Genomic DNA, 16643 nt, shown 5'->3' on the forward strand with positions numbered 1-16643 from the left:
GCTAATATAAGGTTATACAAAATATACACTTTAAAAAGCATGTTTGATTATGCTGGAGGCTTTTCGAGAATGCGAGGCTCATACCAATCAAATGAACCAGCCCAATCATATTGAGGTGGAATTACCATTTTACCGCTATTATCAATATATCCATATTTAACTAGAGAATTTGAAATGCTAACAGCAGCTAAACCGTTAAAAAATGAGGATGCCATGTAAAACTGAGGAGGAATTACTAGTTTACCTTCTTTATCAATAAATCCGCAATTATTTTTAATACCATCATTTGTTCTTACACTTGCTAGGCCTTCATTGAATGGAGCTACAAGGCCATATTGTAATGGAATTGCAATTCTTCCGGTTTTATCGATATAGCCACTTTTTCCATTTACTCTTACCGCTGCTAGCCCTTCGCTAAAGTAGAGGTTATAATCGTATTGAGGTTGTACTAAAAAATTGCCTTGCTTATCTATAAAACCATGCTTCCCGTTAAGCTTTACGCTTGCAACCTCCTCACGATAAAAAAAGAGGTCTTCAAATTGAGGCTGAATTATGTACTTTCCTGTTTTATCAATCATCCCATATTTCCCATTAAGTCCTACTAAAATATCTCCGCTATTTGTTAAATACATTACATCAAATTGATATGGAACTATTGATTTACCGTAGCTATCAATCAATCCAAATTTTCCATTACTTTTTGCTATTCCTACTCCTTCTGTAGTGTCATTTAAAATCTCAAATTGCGGTGATTTTAGTTGACCAGTTTTATCAATATATCCCCATCTACCATTTTTTCTAACAATAGCATTTCCCTGAGAAAATTGAAGTGCTTCTTCATATTGTAACGGAATAACCAGCTTTCCATTATCATCAACATATCCACATAAATTTTCAAGCCTAAAGGGGGTCAGCCCCTCAGCATAAAATTTATCGTTTTTGTAATATCCAGTAATATTTCTGTAAAAAAAGTTCGGTGACTCTACAGTTAAGGTTTTTCCATTTTTATCAATATAATATTTTTGACTACCGAGACGAACAGGTGCAGCTAAAATTGTTCTTACATCTATTTTAGTTAGTTGCCCAGGAGAAGTTTCCACTGCGCCTTTACCAAATGATTTTTCAGAAGTCTTCATATCTTTTGCTTCAACAGTATATACGTAAGCACCAGGTAAGACTAGTTCAGACTTTATAACATCTTGATCTGAATCTTTATACTCTTTGTCTAAACTAAGCAGTTTTACTTTTATTCCATTGTTGACTGAAATTTCTAAATTTGCAGGCTTGATATAAACTTTATAATTATCCCATATAGCAAAGCCCTTTTTAACAAATCCATAATGTTTTTCAAAATTTACTGGTGCTATATTGCTTCCAGAATTGGCTATTTCCGCTAGTTCTTGACGCATTCTTTTTTCTTCGTTAGGATTTCGCTCTAACCAGCTAATAAATGAAGTTACCGTTGCTTCATTGATATAATCTTGCTTATCTAATAGGGTTGCCACTTCTTTAGCATCTTTAGATTCGACAGCTTGTAAATATTTCTTTACAATTGCTTGAGGTGAATGACTTTGGTTATAGAAATATGTAAAAATAAAAACAAATAATACGAACACCACAACGCCAATGATTGCAAAGTTTTTTTGATTGCCATAAAATTTAAATCTATTATTTTTTATCGGCTTTCCACAATCAGTACAAAATTGTAAATTATGTGATGTAATTTTTGTTCCACAATTAGTGCAAAACAATTTATTTGCCCTCCTTTAATTTGTGTTTATTAATTTTTTTCCACACTTTGCACAAAATTTAGCACTATAATCATTTTTAAATGAACATTTTTCACATAAAACTTTGCTTTCAGAATAACTAGAAGTTATATTCAATTTATTTCCACAATCAGCACAGAATTGTGCATCAGGTGGATTAGTTGCCGCACATTCAGGACAATTATTACTTGATATTTTTAAACTTTCAATTTGAGCATTAATCATTTCAATTTCTTTATTACATCTCGTAATATCCAAGCAAATACTTTCAATCTCAGGTATTTGAAGTTTTTCTTCAATAAAAAGCCTGTATATTACAGCACCAAGTTCTGTTTTTCGTCTCTTAATTTCATTATCCAATGCGTCAAGATCAGCTTTGAGCTTCACAGATTCAACCATGTTTCCAGATTTTTTGGCTATAGATTTTGTACTGTTAATCATCTTGTTAAATATTTCCATAATTTGATACACTTCCTTTACTGATTAATTGTTGTTTTTTGTTCGCCAAATGTCGAATTTGATAGAAAAATAGAAATTAAAACCATTACAGTAAATATTTTGATATTATATTTTCTATATTTGAGACAAAAGTCCTCTTGACATAAGCAAAAAAGTTATAATTTATTAAATAAACTAAAATTTGTAATATTATTATGGAGGCAGTAAGTTATATAGCCCTTTCCTAATCTCTCCATTATACAATTTTACTCCGCTAGAATTTCAAGTACTTTCGCGGCATAAGTAGCATACTTCTTATGACTCTCAACTTATTCCACGGTTACTTGAAATTCACTCTGTAAAGATGTATTCCTCATAAGCTGCTCATCTTGTGCTCTTTCAATAAAAAAAGAAAGGGTGAGTGTCGATGAGGATTAACAGATACACTGTAAAACTTGTCAAAGAAGAAGGTATTAATTATAAGCTGGAGGATGATGTAATTAGTCCTTATACTGCTTGGAAGGTCATTGAAAGAGTTTTTGAATTGAGTAGTTCACCAGTTGAAAAGCTGGGTATAATTGCTCTTAATACGCAAAACAAAATTGCTGGGCTACATATTATTGTGGTAGGTGGTTTGAACAAAGCTTTTGTAGAACTCAGAAGTATTTTTCAGCCAGCTCTGCTTAATAATGCGGCATCAATCATTCTGTTTCATAATCATCCAAGTGGCTCTACTAAGCCAAGTAAAGAAGATATCAGTTTAACCGGGAAGTTGTATGAAGCAGGGCAGCTTTTGGGTATACAAATTTTAGATCACATTATTGTGGGTGAGGAAGGATATATCAGTCTTAAAGATGCAGGGCTATTCTAAGGCTCTGCATCTTTTTTTTAGACGCAATAAGGGAATTCAAGATTTTTCTTGAATTCCCTTATTGCGTGTTCCAAGCATAGCGCGGAAGCGGTAGCATTCTGTTTCTTATTCCATTTGTGATAAATACTTGTCACAAATGGAATGTATTATGCGTATTTCCTTCTTATCGAATTCCTGCCATGTGCTAACCTCAGATTTTAGATTAACTAATGCAGCTTGTAAAGAGGCTTTTTGTGCATAACTTAAAGTTGAAATATTATCTGGCATTCCGTATTCACTGGCTACATAGCGTGAGTATGCTTTAAGATAAGCAATTTTATTAAGTTTTACATTGTCAATTTCAGCTGAACTTAATTTTGGAATATAAATGGGTTTATTGTAGGTAGGCGCATTTGGAATATTTATCTTAGGTGGGTCTTTAGGAATAGGAATATCCCTATTTGGAAGGGGGTAGGTTTTAATTGGTTCTCTAGATATCGGAGGGTCTATTGGTTTTGACGGTAGTCTTGTTGGTGCTTCTATTTTGGGCGGATATACATTTACATCATTTGATGGCATGCTATGATCCGGAAAATTTGGAGGCTTGTTCTGGTTCTTGTAATCTTCATAAGAATAATCTGTTGAACCGGTGGAGTCGCATCCAGCCGCTAGCATCATGATGGTAACGCTGAGTAAAACCAGCATAAATTTTTTCACTGTCATACACTTCCTTAATTAATATGGTTTATAACTGATAAGAGCGTCTGCTATCATCGGTTTAAAGCTTGTGGAGGGGTTGATTAAACCCATTGGAACACCATTGCGCAGCCGCAGGCCTATATTGACTCCAACCACTTTACCATCTTTGTTTAGTATAGGTGCACCGCTTGTTCCGATTAGGTTTAGATTCGGATTGTCATACTGAATGGCTATAACTGAATCTGCCGCACTTAAAACAGTAGCTTTATGAAGTTTTACCCATTGGGGAGCGCCCGCAATGACAGATGCGGCAAGCCAAACAGTTTCGCCAGTCACAGGCAATTGGTCAGATACGTATAGCTTGGTGACTTTCAGCCTTTTATCTGCAATGTAGGCCGCAATATCTTTGCTGACTAATGGATTTGGTTTGGCGTCGGGAATATTTAAGACTTGAGTGACTTTGCCATAAGGTTTGCCAGTAAATACATCAATTAAATTTACAGATTTTATGCTGGATTGAAGGTTTTCAGATGGAATTTGAGAACTAAGGCCGCATGCTGGCCCGAAAATATGCAGGGCTGTGACAATAATAGTGGTGTCTTTGCCCTCTAAACCCATAGCCCATGCAGTACCGCCGCTGAATTCTTGGTTAGTCAATTGTATTGTCTGACGAAAAATAGAGTTGTCGGGTAAGGGTGGCTCTTCTCCTGTTGCAAAGCTAAAAGAAATATTGCACACAAATACGATTAAAACGAGTGTTTGAATGACGACCTTTTTTAACATGTTGCACCTCTCCTATTTTACGAAATGGGCATAAGCAGCAGTATCACCTCCATGTATTCGTATCTCTAGCAAGAAATAGGGGTTGTCAGTAATTGTTATTTGTCATCAAAGAATATTTCATCTACTGTTTTTCCGTAATAGTCTGCGATTCGTTTCATAAGAATTGGTCTAGGAATGCGTTCGCCTCGTTCAATAAGCCCTAAGCCTTGCGGAGTAATCCGTAAATCTTTAGCTACTGATGCACGTGACTTTTGACCACGAAGGGTTAATAGGATTTGATTTTTCATGGATGCACCTCTTTTAGGTACATTTTGTTTCTATTAATTCTATTTTAATGGGATTATTTGTATATGTCAATTATAAAAGAAACGTTTTGTGTCAATAATTGTTTGGAAACATATTGTTTCTTATAATTATAGGCAGGGTGGTGAGTTATGAATAAGCCTACTTTTGCTATGTCACTTTCTAAGCTTAGGAATGAACACGGATATACACAGCAGCAAGCGGCTGACTTACTAGGTATATCTAGGGCTAGATTGAATAATTATGAGCAAGGAACTAGAGAGCCAGACTTAAATACCATAGCCACGCTTGCCGAATTCTATAATGTAAGTGTGGACGAGCTTCTAGGAAGACACAAAAGGGCAGGTTTTGGAAAGAGGCTTCAAATCTTTAGATTTGTAAGAGGTGTACGTGATAAGCTCATCTATGAAGATGCCTTGGGCCTTGAATGGGTAGAGCAAGAGGAAATTAACGAAGATGGTGTGCATTATTGGCTTTTAGTAACTGACGAAAGCATGATAAACGAAGGTATACGGCCTAACGATTTAGTTCTAGTATTTGAACATGCAGATGTTGAAGACCGAAGTTTGGCAGTAATAACCATTGGCGGTAAAAACGGTACTATAAGGCGGGTATATAGGATGGATAATGGAGTTGTATTCCAATCGGCTAATCCGTCTTATTCTCCTTTGATTGGGAATGAAAATATACATATAGTTGGCAAGGTTAAAGCAATAAAAAGAAAATATTAAACAAAGAATGCTCCTGTTGTGGATTGATCACAACAGGAGCATTTAAATAATATTTAAGTCTTGATTACGAAAACTTAATCAACTTAAAACATATACTATCTTTATATTTAAATATTTTTACAGTTTAAATGCAGTAATATTTTACTCACTGGAAGTCAGAGTGCCAAAAATTAAGTGAAATGGGGGTAATCGTCAAAAAGCAAAGTAAATAAAGCTTAAAGTAAAGACGTAGATTTTAGGTTAAACAATTAAGAAACAATCATGATGTTGTATCTCGGGTTTAAAATTAAGAACTCGTAAGACAGTAGTATATCAGCCAACGAGTTGATATCGCGGTCTGTAAATGTGTGCCGCATTTACAATTAGCAAAATTAATGCTTTGGTAAATGCAGAGCTTGCTCTGCGAAGTGTTACGACAACGGTGAGTCGATAAAAAATGCCGTCGGATGCTTAAACTAATTTGGCATAGTATAGAGCAGTTAATGCCGTACTGTCAGGTGTCGGCATTAACTGCTCGGTGAAGTGACAGAAAAACTCAGAACCAAAGGAATGTAGCTATTTTGAAGAGACCATCGCTTGTCTACCAAACTAAAGAAGTGTTGTCTCCTCTTTTTAATAAAGGGTTTGGGGTGTCCAAGCATAGTAATATGAAAAACAAACAAGGAGATAACTTAATTTACAGTAGAAATAGTTATACAAGCATTTTGCAAAAATGCTGTACGTTTGTTGGCTATTGCAAGGAATACCATGGAGTAAGGTGTTTGAATGAGATAAAGCCAGAATACTTCACTGGATTTATTAAAAGCAATGGATATAGCAAGCAAACAGCCAATGCGTACAAATCCGCCATACAGAAATTACAGGATGCCTATAACGAAAAAAATCAGGGGAAATTCAATTGGTTTGAAGAAATCAAAAAGCTTAAATTGTCAACCACTAAAAGCAAGCTACAAATGCCAAGAGAAATACATGACGAGATAATTGCTAAGGCTTATGAAAGAAAGTATGAAACTGGCTTAGCGTTTGATATTGCTAGGAACTTGGGGCTTAGAGTATCAGAAATAACCAATCTTAGAATGAATGATTTTTGGTTTGATAAGCATGGTAGGTTAGTTACGGTGTATATTTATGGCTCTAAGGGTGGCCGGCATAGGAAAATACAGGATGTGCAATTGACGGAAAAACAGATAGTGACTGTGGTAAAGGCTTATGAGCATTTTAAAAAAATCAGGGGCAGGTATGATAGGCTATTTATCAATAAAGCTGGCAGTTACCAGACTGCATTTGAAAGGATTAGGGGGTCACTTACTGATGGCTATAAATACTGCGGATTTCACAGTATGCGCAAGGAATTCTCCAAGGATTTTTATGCTAGAGAGGTTGCGAAAGGCAGAAGTATTAAGGATGTTAAAAAGGAGATTACGCAATTATTAGGGCATAATAGGCTAACCGTATTAAATAGTTACTTATAATGCATGTACCTTATCATGCGGTTGTACTTTGTCGTTATACTACATGCTAAAATTGTATAAACACCTACTAATACAATAAAAAAGTGTAATTGCTTTGTAACACTATTTCGTTACAAAACAATTACACCTTTACACTATGAACATATTTGGTTAATGTTTAAATTCCAATTCTCATTATGGATAATCCTTGCCTCATGAAGTTGTCCACACAATATTTCAGCCTTAGTCAACTGAGATGCTTCTCGCCAATTTCCCCTAAAAACATAAGTGGCATTATTAGGCTGATTTGATTCAAACACAAATAGTCCTTTTGTAGTAAAACCATAAATTACATATCCCCAGAATCCTTGGTCTCCTATTGCCATGAAATTCGGTAAGTTTTGTGTAATAGCCTCATGTCTTTTAGTAATAATAATTTTATGTTTATTGGGGATGAAATTTATAATGTTGTCAAGATGTGATCTTGCTGTTTCCCAAGGGTACTCACCTGTGGGAAGTACCGTCCATGATAACCTTTCTCGTCTTATCCTTGTTCTAGGTGTACAATTTTCCGCTAGAATCTCACAATTTCCAAACATTTCAAGATACATATTAATAATATGCTTTATTAAATTTTTATTGTCTTGTGAATAGACCAATAGTGGTGAAATTAATAAGCCGTTAGAATAGGTCAATTCAATCTCTGGGGGCGTAATAAATCTTCGTTGATAACATTTACGAGTATAGTAACGGGTTCCATAATGGTCAGTACCATGCCAATCTACAATATGATATTCACTCTCAAAAGTTCTATCTTCCATTGGAAGTGACTTTTCAGGAAACCATCTTCCGTTTGCATTAAAATCTGTAATCCGCTTAAGTGGTCGAGGTAGAAAACTGAGTGTTCCTGATAGGTCATCTAGCACACTATATTTTGTTAATTCATCATAATATATTCTTGCATCTGGGAGACCCACATAAAAATTCTCGCCTTCTTGAAACTCAGAAAGATATTTATCAACATTTTGTATTCGTTTACCGCTAATTATCATCCAATCACCAACCTTATTCCCTAGGCAAGCTTAACAGATTATCACCTGTTGTACTATTTGGTGTAGATTTTACATATTTTTCATAGTTGGGTGATGGGCTTGTCATAGGCATTAAGTTCGGAAATGGAGAAATATTTACTTGAATTCCTCCAGGATTTTTTGTTAAGTAGTCATGCACGACAGCTTTTTTGTAAAATCCATCATTATCAGTTCCTGTTAAATAAATACTATCAATTTCCAATAAATTGTTAGAAGTTCCACATCCAGGTTTCATTTTAATTTTTGTTGCTCTCATTAGTAGTATATCCTCCTTTAAATATGCATATGTTTATTGTCTATGTATAAACCCTTAATAAAGAAAACAGATGCAGCAAAATTTCACTCCTTATGTGCATTTAAATTGCTACCAAAAACATTGACAATATTCACTATCTAAAGTAGAATTAATAAGGAAAAATATCCACTTAATGTGAAACTGTTTTTGGAAAGATTCAATAGACGGCCATCTATTGAATCTTTTTCTTTTTGGGGGATTAATTAAACTAAAGGTTTTGAAGCCACATTTGAAAACTATCAATTGATTTAAATATATTGTATTCGCTTAATTGAAGTATATTGGTTTTGATAATGCATACTATATCTAAGTCTTTTTTATAGCCTGTTATATGGTTTCTTATATATTTTTTTATGCTAGTTTCGTTTATAAGGTTTCCTTCAATATGTATTGGAATAACACAATATTGGCACATACAAGTGTTGTATTTATTACGGATTTCATTTAGTAAATCTTTATCTTCTTTCAAATCATAAAAAACCACTAATTTTGCTTTTATTTTAAGTTGACCCATATTACGCCTACTAAATAAATCACTATCAATCATAGGCTACTCCTCCCTAAAATTTGGAATAGCACTATATCTTCCTTCTAAATAAGCTTTATCTATTTTTTTATCAAATCTTTCATTAAACTGCTCTAATGAATAGAGTTCTGAATTGCCATTTGCATTTTTATTCATAAACCAAACTTCATCTCTTCTCAATAAATCAAGATCCAATAGTCTTGATTCATGTGTTGTCACAATTAACTGTGTCTTCCTATTTCCTAATGAATTAAGATATGATTTAATAAATTGCTTTGTTAATGAGGGATGTAAGCTTCTATCTATTTCATCTATCACATAAATCTTATTATTGTTTTCTGAAAATAATATTTCTATTAATTCTAGTATCCGCCTAGTACCATCCGACTCCTCTGATAACTTAAAGGTACCGCAATTTCCATGCTCAAACTCTATTGTTTTTATTTCAATATCATATTCTTTATTAACTTCAAAAATATAAAAATCCTTGTTGCTTCTTAGAATAACTCCAATAGCATCAACATCTAAGTTTTGTTTTTTTGATTTAATAATTTCCTTTTCTAACTTTTCCCAAATTTTGTTCAATATATTTTCTGGTACTGTATTGTTTAATTCTTCTCTCTTAGCGTCAATAATTTTAAAATTTGTTATTCCAGTGTCAAAAGCTTTTATAGTCGCACAAATTTCTTCCGAATATGCTTTTTTCATAAAATATGAATAGTTCGAGAATACTTTATCTGGATAATTTATATCTAAGCAACTATCGAACCATTTAAATACATTTCTAAAAACCGACAAGTCACTCTTTTTCTTATATAAATCTGATTTGTTCCTATTCATTTCAGATAAAAACAAAACTGAATCTTGGTATCTCACATCATCAAAATAAATTTTTAACCTATTTAATATATCTTGATTTATAAAATACTTGCCTAAAGAGAATTTCTTATCTTTTAGATTTCTATAAAATATTTCAATCTTATGGTTATCGGTAGAAAGCTCATAAAGCCATTCTGATACAATACTACTTTTATTCAAAATAATTTCAAAACCATACGAATAATATTTTTTATCTATCTTTATATGAAATTCAAAATGGCTAGAATTATTTATATTACTCTTATTTGTCCTGTTATACTTGTTAATATATCCTTTAGGAATTGACTGAATAATTGTTTCTTGAGCAAATTCTAATGCACTAATAAGATTAGATTTACCCGACCCATTTGCACCATATATTGTACTAAGACGTAATAAACTTATATCTCTACTAATATGTAAATGCTCACGTTTACCTCTTACTTTACCACTTATCATACATAATTCTTGTAGTTGGTCAATAGACATAAAATTTGATACTTTAAAATTAATTAGCATATTAAAACCTCCATTGTTTATATTCTAAGTGAAAAAATCGTTTTAGTCAAGCTTTTATTATGTATAATTTTTATAAAACCGAGAATATGGGTGATTTTTTCACATTTAAACGCCAAAACTTATCCATTATTCCATAGATCAGGAGTAGTATAAGAAATATCTAAAAGTTATATAGAGACAGAAAAAAACACCAAATACGTTTCCTATGCGCACGTTCTTGGTGTTTTTTTCTGGATTATCTTGATAATTGCAAAATATTCTTTACAACTATCTTAACACTATTTCTATCCAATAGCATTGTGATATTAGAGTAGGGGAGGCTTGTCTTCATCGTGGTAAGGTTGTCCTTACGAATATGCAGCATAGATGCTCAGTCTTACAAAATCAAAAACCGCAAACACGCAAGGAATAAGGCTTTTTGTAGCTAGTTGCCTTTACGCAATCGCACCATCTGCCGCCATGTCTTCGGTAAGGTCAGTAATCGGATCACCTAGGGCAGCAATATATTTAGCCGACCAGGGTACACCATTTACGTCGGCATAAAACAAGGAACAATCATGTTGTATGAACTGCCCCTCCCAGCCGGCGGCCTTGAAATCCTCACACGAGGCACCCTGTGTAAGCTTGTGTACCAGGGCAGCGATCATTTCCATATGTGCTAATTCTTCCGTGCCAATATCTGTTAACAGCGCTTTTATTTTATCAGTCGGCATACTATACCGCTGATTTAAGTATCTTAAGGACGCAGACAACTCACCGTCAGGGCCGCCATATTGCGTTATTACCATTTTGGCGAATTTTACGTCCGGACAGGTGACGCGAACAGGATGCTCCAGTTTCTTCTCATAGATCCACATATCCACTGCTCCTTCTTACAAAATTAAATTTCCCACGGCCATGGTCCTTGTATCCACTGCCAAGGTTCCCGGGATACACCGCCAAAGCCAAAGTTTAGCAACGGTCCAAATTCGCACTCATATTGGTCCTTCAATTTCCTGAGCATTTCTGCAGCACAATTGTAATCGTTGATTGCATCCCGGTCGCAGGGATGGGTGTCCAGATATAAATTGAGTTCAATGGCTACAAACTCCATCTCCTGTATCTTTCTAAGTAACGCCATTTGTTTTTCCAACTTCATATATTTGCACCTCCAATCATACTCTACTTCGGAATTCTATAGACGCCCCACAGTTCAGGGAACAATGTACCTTTCATGAGTGCCTCCGGAGGAGTGAATGCTTGCTCGTAGCACTGCCAGGGAACATACGCGTGGGCTAAAATTGTACACTTCGGCACCTCGCCGCAGATAATCTTCATATTACCCTTTTTCTTGTCATACATATGATGGTGACCGGATTCCATCCCGCACTCATCCATTTCCTCCATATCGCAGTCATCCATGTCCTCCATATCGCAGTCATCCATATCGTCCATATCGCACATATCGTCCATATCACACATGTCAGCCATCATATCATCATGCATCTTCATAACTTTTGTTTTAGGTTTAACATACATCTGATGTCTGGTCTTTTTCCTCATAAAGAAGCCTCCTCTCATTGACTTATTGTATTTTATGTGAATCAATCAGGAAATGTCACTCAACGGCACAAAAAAATTCGGCAGGCGCTCCCCTGCCGAATTGTCTGTATATAAATAGCTATTAAGATACAGGCATAATTACGAAAGCAAGAATGTATAATGCCAACCCTGCCCCGCGATACAGCACTGACAGGGCCCAGGCCAAGCGGATCAATGTCACGTCCAGTCCTGTATAAGCACTAAAGCCGGCACATACGCCAAACACCATACCATGTGCTTGATCAAGCGCCAGGTGCTTATTAAGCACTCCCACATCCGGCATTCCTGCTCCCTGGAAAAGCTGCCAAATTGTTAATCCACTAAAAAGATATGCGCCTGCCCGGATTAGCCAAATCACAGCAAAGCTCCCCTTTCAGGAAATTGACGTATGCCAATCTCCTCATAATCACAAATAAAGTAATTTCATTTGTAATTATTGCCACAAGAGAGAGCCTTTAAACCTTTTACTTATGCACCTGTCGGACGTGCCTCTTTTTTAACCAGTTTAAGCCGGGATCGATTTACCTGCGGGCGTCCGCCCCCGGGTTGAAACACTTTGGCGGTTGTCCTTCGCCCGACACTTATTAAAAGCCCGATGGCTGCGCAATTGGCAATGAGCGAGGTACCGCCAAAGCTAATAAACGGCAAAGGTACACCGGTCACCGGAAATACACCGGACACCATGGCGATATTGCCGACAGCCTGCCCAACCACCAGTGTCGTTACGCCTGCAGCCAGCAGAAAACCATAGCCGTCTGCCGCCCGGCTGGCAATTTGTACTCCGTACCAGGCCAAGGCGCCTAAGAGTGTCAGTACCAGCAATGCTCCCAGGAAGCCCATTTCCTGGCATAATACGGCATAGGCAAAATCCGTATGCGCTTCCGGCAGATAATGAAATTTACTGGCTCCCATTCCAAGGCCCGATCCGAAGAAACCGCCAGAGCCTATAGCCAGCAGCGACTGCACTGTTTGATAACCGGAAGTCTGCTGATATGCCCAGGGGTCCAGCCAGGCCCAAATGCGTTCCGCCCGATAAGCAGCCGCATATACTAAATAGACCGTCATACCTGCACCAGCAAGCCCGAGGTAGTATAATTCCTGTTTCGGTATACCTGCCACGATATATAGCACTAAAGACAGGCCGACAATCACAGCGGCGGTCCCCATATCCGGCTGTTTGAGCACCAATACACCCATAAGCAGTGTAACGGCAAGCGGCCAGGAATACAGCGTTACCGTCCGGCCCCTGTCGAGCTGGGCTCCCAAATACGCTGCCGTAAGGACAATTGCCGCAAGTTTGGCAAACTCGGAAGGTTGAAATTTAACGCCAATCTTCAGCCAGCGCTTGGCCCCGTTGGCGTCAACTCCCGCAAAATGTACCGCCAGCAAGAGTCCAATCACTGCGATTATCCCGAAAAGCAGCCAGCCCCGCCGAATTTTACGGTAATCAATCAGGGCGGCGGTAATCATAATTACAAACCCAATGGCAAAAGACCCTAAATGACGGGTGAGAAAAAAGTAACCGTCATGAAACAGCTGGCCCCCCAGTACAAAACTGGCGCTAAATACATTAATGCAACCAATAATAAATAAAATACCGGCAATAAAGAATACTGCCTCAGCCGGACTTACCCAAAGCTTGGGGAAGCCCCTGGCCTGCTTGTCTTTCATATCCTTTCGCTCCCTCCGAAAACACGTTAACAAAACGGCAGTTGCCCCAATACTATATAGGGGGAACTTACATCCAATACAAAACTTCAGGTAAAAAGAGGTGATCGCATGGGGTAAAGCCTTACAAATTATTGGCTGTGGACGCTGCTACCCATGCCGTAATTATTGCCGACGGGCCTAGTGGCGAAATATTATCCGAACTTAGTTTCGCGGCCACGCTGACGCCTACCGAACTGGCCGTTACTCCTGATTATACCAAAGCGTACTTACCCTGTGCCGGAACTAACGGCAAGAACAGCCTATTGGCTGTCAACCTGACAAGTATGTCACTTTATAGTTTGCCGCTCGACATTCCTTATCCTGCACAGTTCGTCTTAGCGGAAGCCGACCCGGCTAGCGCCTATCTTGCTGAACCGAGCGGCAGCCTGCACCACCTGGACCTAACTACCATGTCGACCAAGCTCTTAGGAACCCCGCTGGCCAAAGCCAGCTGCGTCGGCCTGGCAACACACGACGCAAAAATCTATACCGCCTGGGAACATAGCGCCGGCGGAACTGTCATGGAAATAGGCACGGATGGCACAATTTCATGGCAATATGATTTCGCCGGTATCCCCACTAACATCATTTCGGCCGGCAGCCGGCTGATTGTACCCTTTACCAACACTGCTTTTACCGGCGAGGGGGTTGCTCTATTTAACCTGAACCGCAAAACCTCGTCACCGGCCGTCGTAACCATACAATGCCCGAGCTGCCCCAGCGGCCTGGCAGCCTATCCCTGTCATGCAGCCGTAGCCGCTGATAACAAAACTGCCTATATAGTCAATGAGGACGGTGCTTCTATTTTTACTATCGATCTCGAAACGGCCAAAATCATCGACCGTCTGGCTATCGGCCGCTCCTTGTCCCGTTTATATCTGATCCCCGAAAGCCAATTAGCCATTGGCACCAGCAACTTGTTTGCCGATTTGAGCCTTATCGATTTAGCAGGCGGCCCCCCGCTGGCTGTCACTAACACCAGACGGCAGATATTATCCAGCATTGCCCTGTTGCCGTAATAATTCGCTATTAATAGATAAACCCCTCCCGCCTAAGGCGGGAGGGGCTATTTTTCAGTCATTTATAATTTAATTTTTCCCAGTTGGCGTGGCCAATGGCCACCCCATTTATATTTTGCCTGCTTATTATCTTTAGCTTCCGCCGGCGGTTTAGAAGGTTTCGCCAGTTTTTCCGAAGCTACGATCTTTGCCTTAACCGCGACCTCAGTCGCTTCCGGCTTGGAACTATTTTCCACAATTTCGGCATCGCCGGCTCCAGCTCCAGTTTCAGCTCCAGCACTCTCAGCCTTGGGTTCTGGCTGCATTATGTTTTCCCGGTCGCTACCCGGCGTACAGTCAAGCGCAATATCATCAATGGTTTCTTCAACAACCGGCTTGGAAACAGCTTCACTGCCTTTGTCGGCAGCAATCACCACAGGGCTTTCAATGGGAGCCGCAGCAACATTTACGCCAAATTTAGGCTTCTTATGCTTAAAAGAAGACTCTTCCCGTTCCACCTTGATTACGCCTTTTTCCATCATAGTTAATACCAGCAGAAAATGGTCGGCTTCCCGCCGAAAGTGATCGGCCATGGTTGCCGAGATCGTACTAAGCATCCTGTTCTTGACAATCATATCATAGGCAGCCTGCTCAAAGTCCCTAAGCCGTGCAGTGGCTGTACGACTATCCTGAAGAAAACGGCTATAGGCAGGTAAATCCTGTGACTGATGCTCGAAAAAGCTCACATAGTCCCGTCCCTGCATTGTCAAATCATCAAATTCGTCTTCATAGCCCCTGACTACACCCAGCAAACTGCGTTCAGACGGATCAATCCGGTTGTCGATAAACTTGGTATGTTCAGCCATAATTCTAAGCCAAAAATCTACCTCCAGCGCCTGAATGACCGTAAACCGCTTCCCCTCCCGCATTTTCTCCAGGATTGCCATAAAATACTCGGCTTCCCGGATGATATGATCGAAAAACAGCGGCGGCAGCGCGCTCCCCAGGGTATTTACCAACGACATTTCTAACAGCAGCTTCTTAAATCTGATAAATTCCTTGAGCGAGCCAATAGTATCTGTAATCAGCTCAGAAAATTTCTTGTCACCTTGCAGCCGGTCGGCCCGCACACGCAAATCAGCAAACTCGCGTTCAAACGAGGCCGCCTCTTCAATCAGATCTGTTTTATCGTATGGTAAGCCGGTTTTAATAAACAGGGCATGGTCTTCCATGATATGCAGCCAGAACTTGACCTCCTCCAGGTCAAGCGGCGGCACTGGCAGGACTCTGCCTGTACCAGACGAGTGACGCGGCATAGCAACACACTCCCCACAAAAAAGGATTTTAGTGTATTGTATGCTCGCTAACCCGTCAGTGTTGCTACCCTTTTTAAAAAGTTGCCTCACAACGGTAGATGGGTTGCCCCAGTGAACTAAACTTTGTTTCATACTCGGTCATAACATTATCGGTAAAACCGCTGTTGTGCAGATCATAACTGATATTATCCAGTGTCAGGCCGAATTCGGCAAACTGCTCCAAAGAAAACTCAAACAGCGGCCTGTTGTCTGTTTTAAGCCACAATTGACCGCCTGGTTTTAGTACAGTCCGATATTTTGCTAAAAACCCGGCATGAGTAAGACGCCGTTTGGCATGGCGGTTTTTCGGCCAGGGATCGCAGAAATTAATATACAACCTGTCAATTTCCCCTGGTGCAAAAACAGTCTCAATCTCAAATACATTAAATACCAGCAGACGGACATTGGCCAACTCCCTCTCCCTGATTTTCCGGGCAGCGTAATAAAGCACATCCTGCTGGGCTTCAAGACCGACAAAATTAGTCTGACTGTACTGCTCTGCCATCCCGGAGACAAACTTGCCCCTGCCGGCGCCTAATTCCACATGCAGCGGCCAATTCCGGGCAAATAAACCGGCCCACTTGCCTTGCATTTCCTCACCGGCATTTTGTAGTACAATATCGGAAAAGCCAGTCAGGGCCTCTGCCACCCAGGGCTTCTTTCTCAGTCGCAAAATCGGGTTCCTC

The 16643-nt window shown here is 38.9% G+C and carries 20 protein-coding genes; 4 read left to right on the forward strand and 16 right to left on the reverse strand.

Features of this window, described 5'->3' with window-relative positions; translation table 11 throughout:
* Window positions 1–47: 47 nt before the first annotated feature.
* Window positions 48–1751: a WG repeat-containing protein gene (locus SATMO3_RS30200; RefSeq protein WP_371375266.1), complete on the reverse strand. Its 1704-nt coding sequence runs from the start codon at window positions 1749–1751 to the stop codon at window positions 48–50.
* Window positions 1752–1766: 15 nt separating this feature from the next.
* Entirely contained in the window at window positions 1767–2228 is a 462-nt protein-coding gene (locus tag SATMO3_RS30205) for a zinc ribbon domain-containing protein (protein WP_371375269.1), read from the reverse strand.
* A gap of 406 nt (window positions 2229–2634) precedes the next feature.
* Here SATMO3_RS30205 and SATMO3_RS30210 point away from each other — a divergent pair, with 406 nt between their 5' ends.
* Window positions 2635–3078, forward strand: coding sequence for a JAB domain-containing protein (locus SATMO3_RS30210; protein WP_371375272.1), 444 nt, complete (start codon window positions 2635–2637; stop codon window positions 3076–3078).
* A gap of 105 nt (window positions 3079–3183) precedes the next feature.
* Here the strand turns inward: SATMO3_RS30210 and SATMO3_RS30215 are convergent, their stop codons facing one another.
* The 3 genes from SATMO3_RS30215 to SATMO3_RS30225 form a co-directional block, all read right to left on the reverse strand.
* Window positions 3184–3774 (reverse strand): hypothetical protein, encoded by a 591-nt coding sequence (locus SATMO3_RS30215; protein WP_371375275.1) that lies wholly within the window; start codon window positions 3772–3774, stop codon window positions 3184–3186.
* Between the two features lie 18 nt (window positions 3775–3792).
* Entirely contained in the window at window positions 3793–4539 is a 747-nt protein-coding gene (locus SATMO3_RS30220) for a hypothetical protein (RefSeq protein ID WP_371375277.1), read from the reverse strand.
* A gap of 95 nt (window positions 4540–4634) precedes the next feature.
* Window positions 4635–4826 (reverse strand): helix-turn-helix transcriptional regulator, encoded by a 192-nt coding sequence (locus SATMO3_RS30225; protein ID WP_371375280.1) that lies wholly within the window; start codon window positions 4824–4826, stop codon window positions 4635–4637.
* A gap of 147 nt (window positions 4827–4973) precedes the next feature.
* On the opposite strand from SATMO3_RS30225, the gene SATMO3_RS30230 reads away from it, so the two are divergent.
* Both SATMO3_RS30230 and SATMO3_RS30235 read left to right on the forward strand, forming a co-directional pair.
* A complete protein-coding gene (locus SATMO3_RS30230; RefSeq protein ID WP_371375283.1) occupies window positions 4974–5573 on the forward strand; it encodes a helix-turn-helix domain-containing protein in 600 nt (199 codons plus the stop codon).
* Between the two features lie 761 nt (window positions 5574–6334).
* Window positions 6335–7045: a tyrosine-type recombinase/integrase gene (locus SATMO3_RS30235; RefSeq protein ID WP_371375286.1), complete on the forward strand. Its 711-nt coding sequence runs from the start codon at window positions 6335–6337 to the stop codon at window positions 7043–7045.
* 134 nt (window positions 7046–7179) lie between these two features.
* Here the strand turns inward: SATMO3_RS30235 and SATMO3_RS30240 are convergent, their stop codons facing one another.
* From SATMO3_RS30240 to SATMO3_RS30280, 9 genes are all read right to left on the reverse strand, one after another.
* The gene (locus SATMO3_RS30240) at window positions 7180–8076 is read right to left on the reverse strand and encodes a hypothetical protein (protein ID WP_371375289.1); all 897 of its coding nucleotides are present in this window, start codon (window positions 8074–8076) and stop codon (window positions 7180–7182) included.
* Window positions 8077–8089: 13 nt separating this feature from the next.
* A complete protein-coding gene (locus tag SATMO3_RS30245) occupies window positions 8090–8371 on the reverse strand; it encodes a DUF3892 domain-containing protein (protein WP_371375291.1) in 282 nt (93 codons plus the stop codon).
* Window positions 8372–8618: 247 nt separating this feature from the next.
* On the reverse strand, window positions 8619–8957 hold the full coding sequence (locus tag SATMO3_RS30250; RefSeq protein ID WP_371375294.1) for a hypothetical protein: 339 nt from the start codon (window positions 8955–8957) through the stop codon (window positions 8619–8621).
* Window positions 8958–8960: 3 nt separating this feature from the next.
* Window positions 8961–10313 (reverse strand): ATP/GTP-binding protein, encoded by a 1353-nt coding sequence (locus SATMO3_RS30255; protein ID WP_371375297.1) that lies wholly within the window; start codon window positions 10311–10313, stop codon window positions 8961–8963.
* A 434-nt stretch (window positions 10314–10747) separates the two neighbouring features.
* A complete protein-coding gene (locus tag SATMO3_RS30260; RefSeq protein ID WP_371375300.1) occupies window positions 10748–11170 on the reverse strand; it encodes a manganese catalase family protein in 423 nt (140 codons plus the stop codon).
* A gap of 23 nt (window positions 11171–11193) precedes the next feature.
* Complete coding sequence (locus SATMO3_RS30265; protein ID WP_371375302.1) at window positions 11194–11451, reverse strand: spore coat protein CotJB; 258 nt, start codon at window positions 11449–11451, stop codon at window positions 11194–11196.
* Between the two features lie 23 nt (window positions 11452–11474).
* Window positions 11475–11855, reverse strand: a complete 381-nt coding sequence (locus SATMO3_RS30270; protein ID WP_371375305.1) for a spore coat associated protein CotJA — start codon at window positions 11853–11855, stop codon at window positions 11475–11477.
* A gap of 121 nt (window positions 11856–11976) precedes the next feature.
* Complete coding sequence (locus tag SATMO3_RS30275; RefSeq protein WP_371375308.1) at window positions 11977–12252, reverse strand: PspC domain-containing protein; 276 nt, start codon at window positions 12250–12252, stop codon at window positions 11977–11979.
* 110 nt (window positions 12253–12362) lie between these two features.
* Entirely contained in the window at window positions 12363–13565 is a 1203-nt protein-coding gene (locus SATMO3_RS30280) for an FtsW/RodA/SpoVE family cell cycle protein (protein WP_371375310.1), read from the reverse strand.
* 131 nt (window positions 13566–13696) lie between these two features.
* Here SATMO3_RS30280 and SATMO3_RS30285 point away from each other — a divergent pair, with 131 nt between their 5' ends.
* Window positions 13697–14623 (forward strand): YncE family protein, encoded by a 927-nt coding sequence (locus SATMO3_RS30285; protein ID WP_371375313.1) that lies wholly within the window; start codon window positions 13697–13699, stop codon window positions 14621–14623.
* Window positions 14624–14685: 62 nt separating this feature from the next.
* Here SATMO3_RS30285 and SATMO3_RS30290 read toward each other — a convergent pair whose 3' ends face one another.
* Window positions 14686–15918 (reverse strand): DUF2935 domain-containing protein, encoded by a 1233-nt coding sequence (locus SATMO3_RS30290; RefSeq protein ID WP_371375316.1) that lies wholly within the window; start codon window positions 15916–15918, stop codon window positions 14686–14688.
* A gap of 73 nt (window positions 15919–15991) precedes the next feature.
* Window positions 15992–16630, reverse strand: coding sequence for a tRNA (guanosine(46)-N7)-methyltransferase TrmB (gene trmB, locus SATMO3_RS30295; protein ID WP_371375319.1), 639 nt, complete (start codon window positions 16628–16630; stop codon window positions 15992–15994).
* Between the last annotated feature and the right edge of the window lie 13 nt (window positions 16631–16643).

Source organism: Sporomusa aerivorans (assembly GCF_041428895.1).
GTDB classification, from domain to species: domain Bacteria; phylum Bacillota; class Negativicutes; order Sporomusales; family Sporomusaceae; genus Sporomusa; species Sporomusa aerivorans.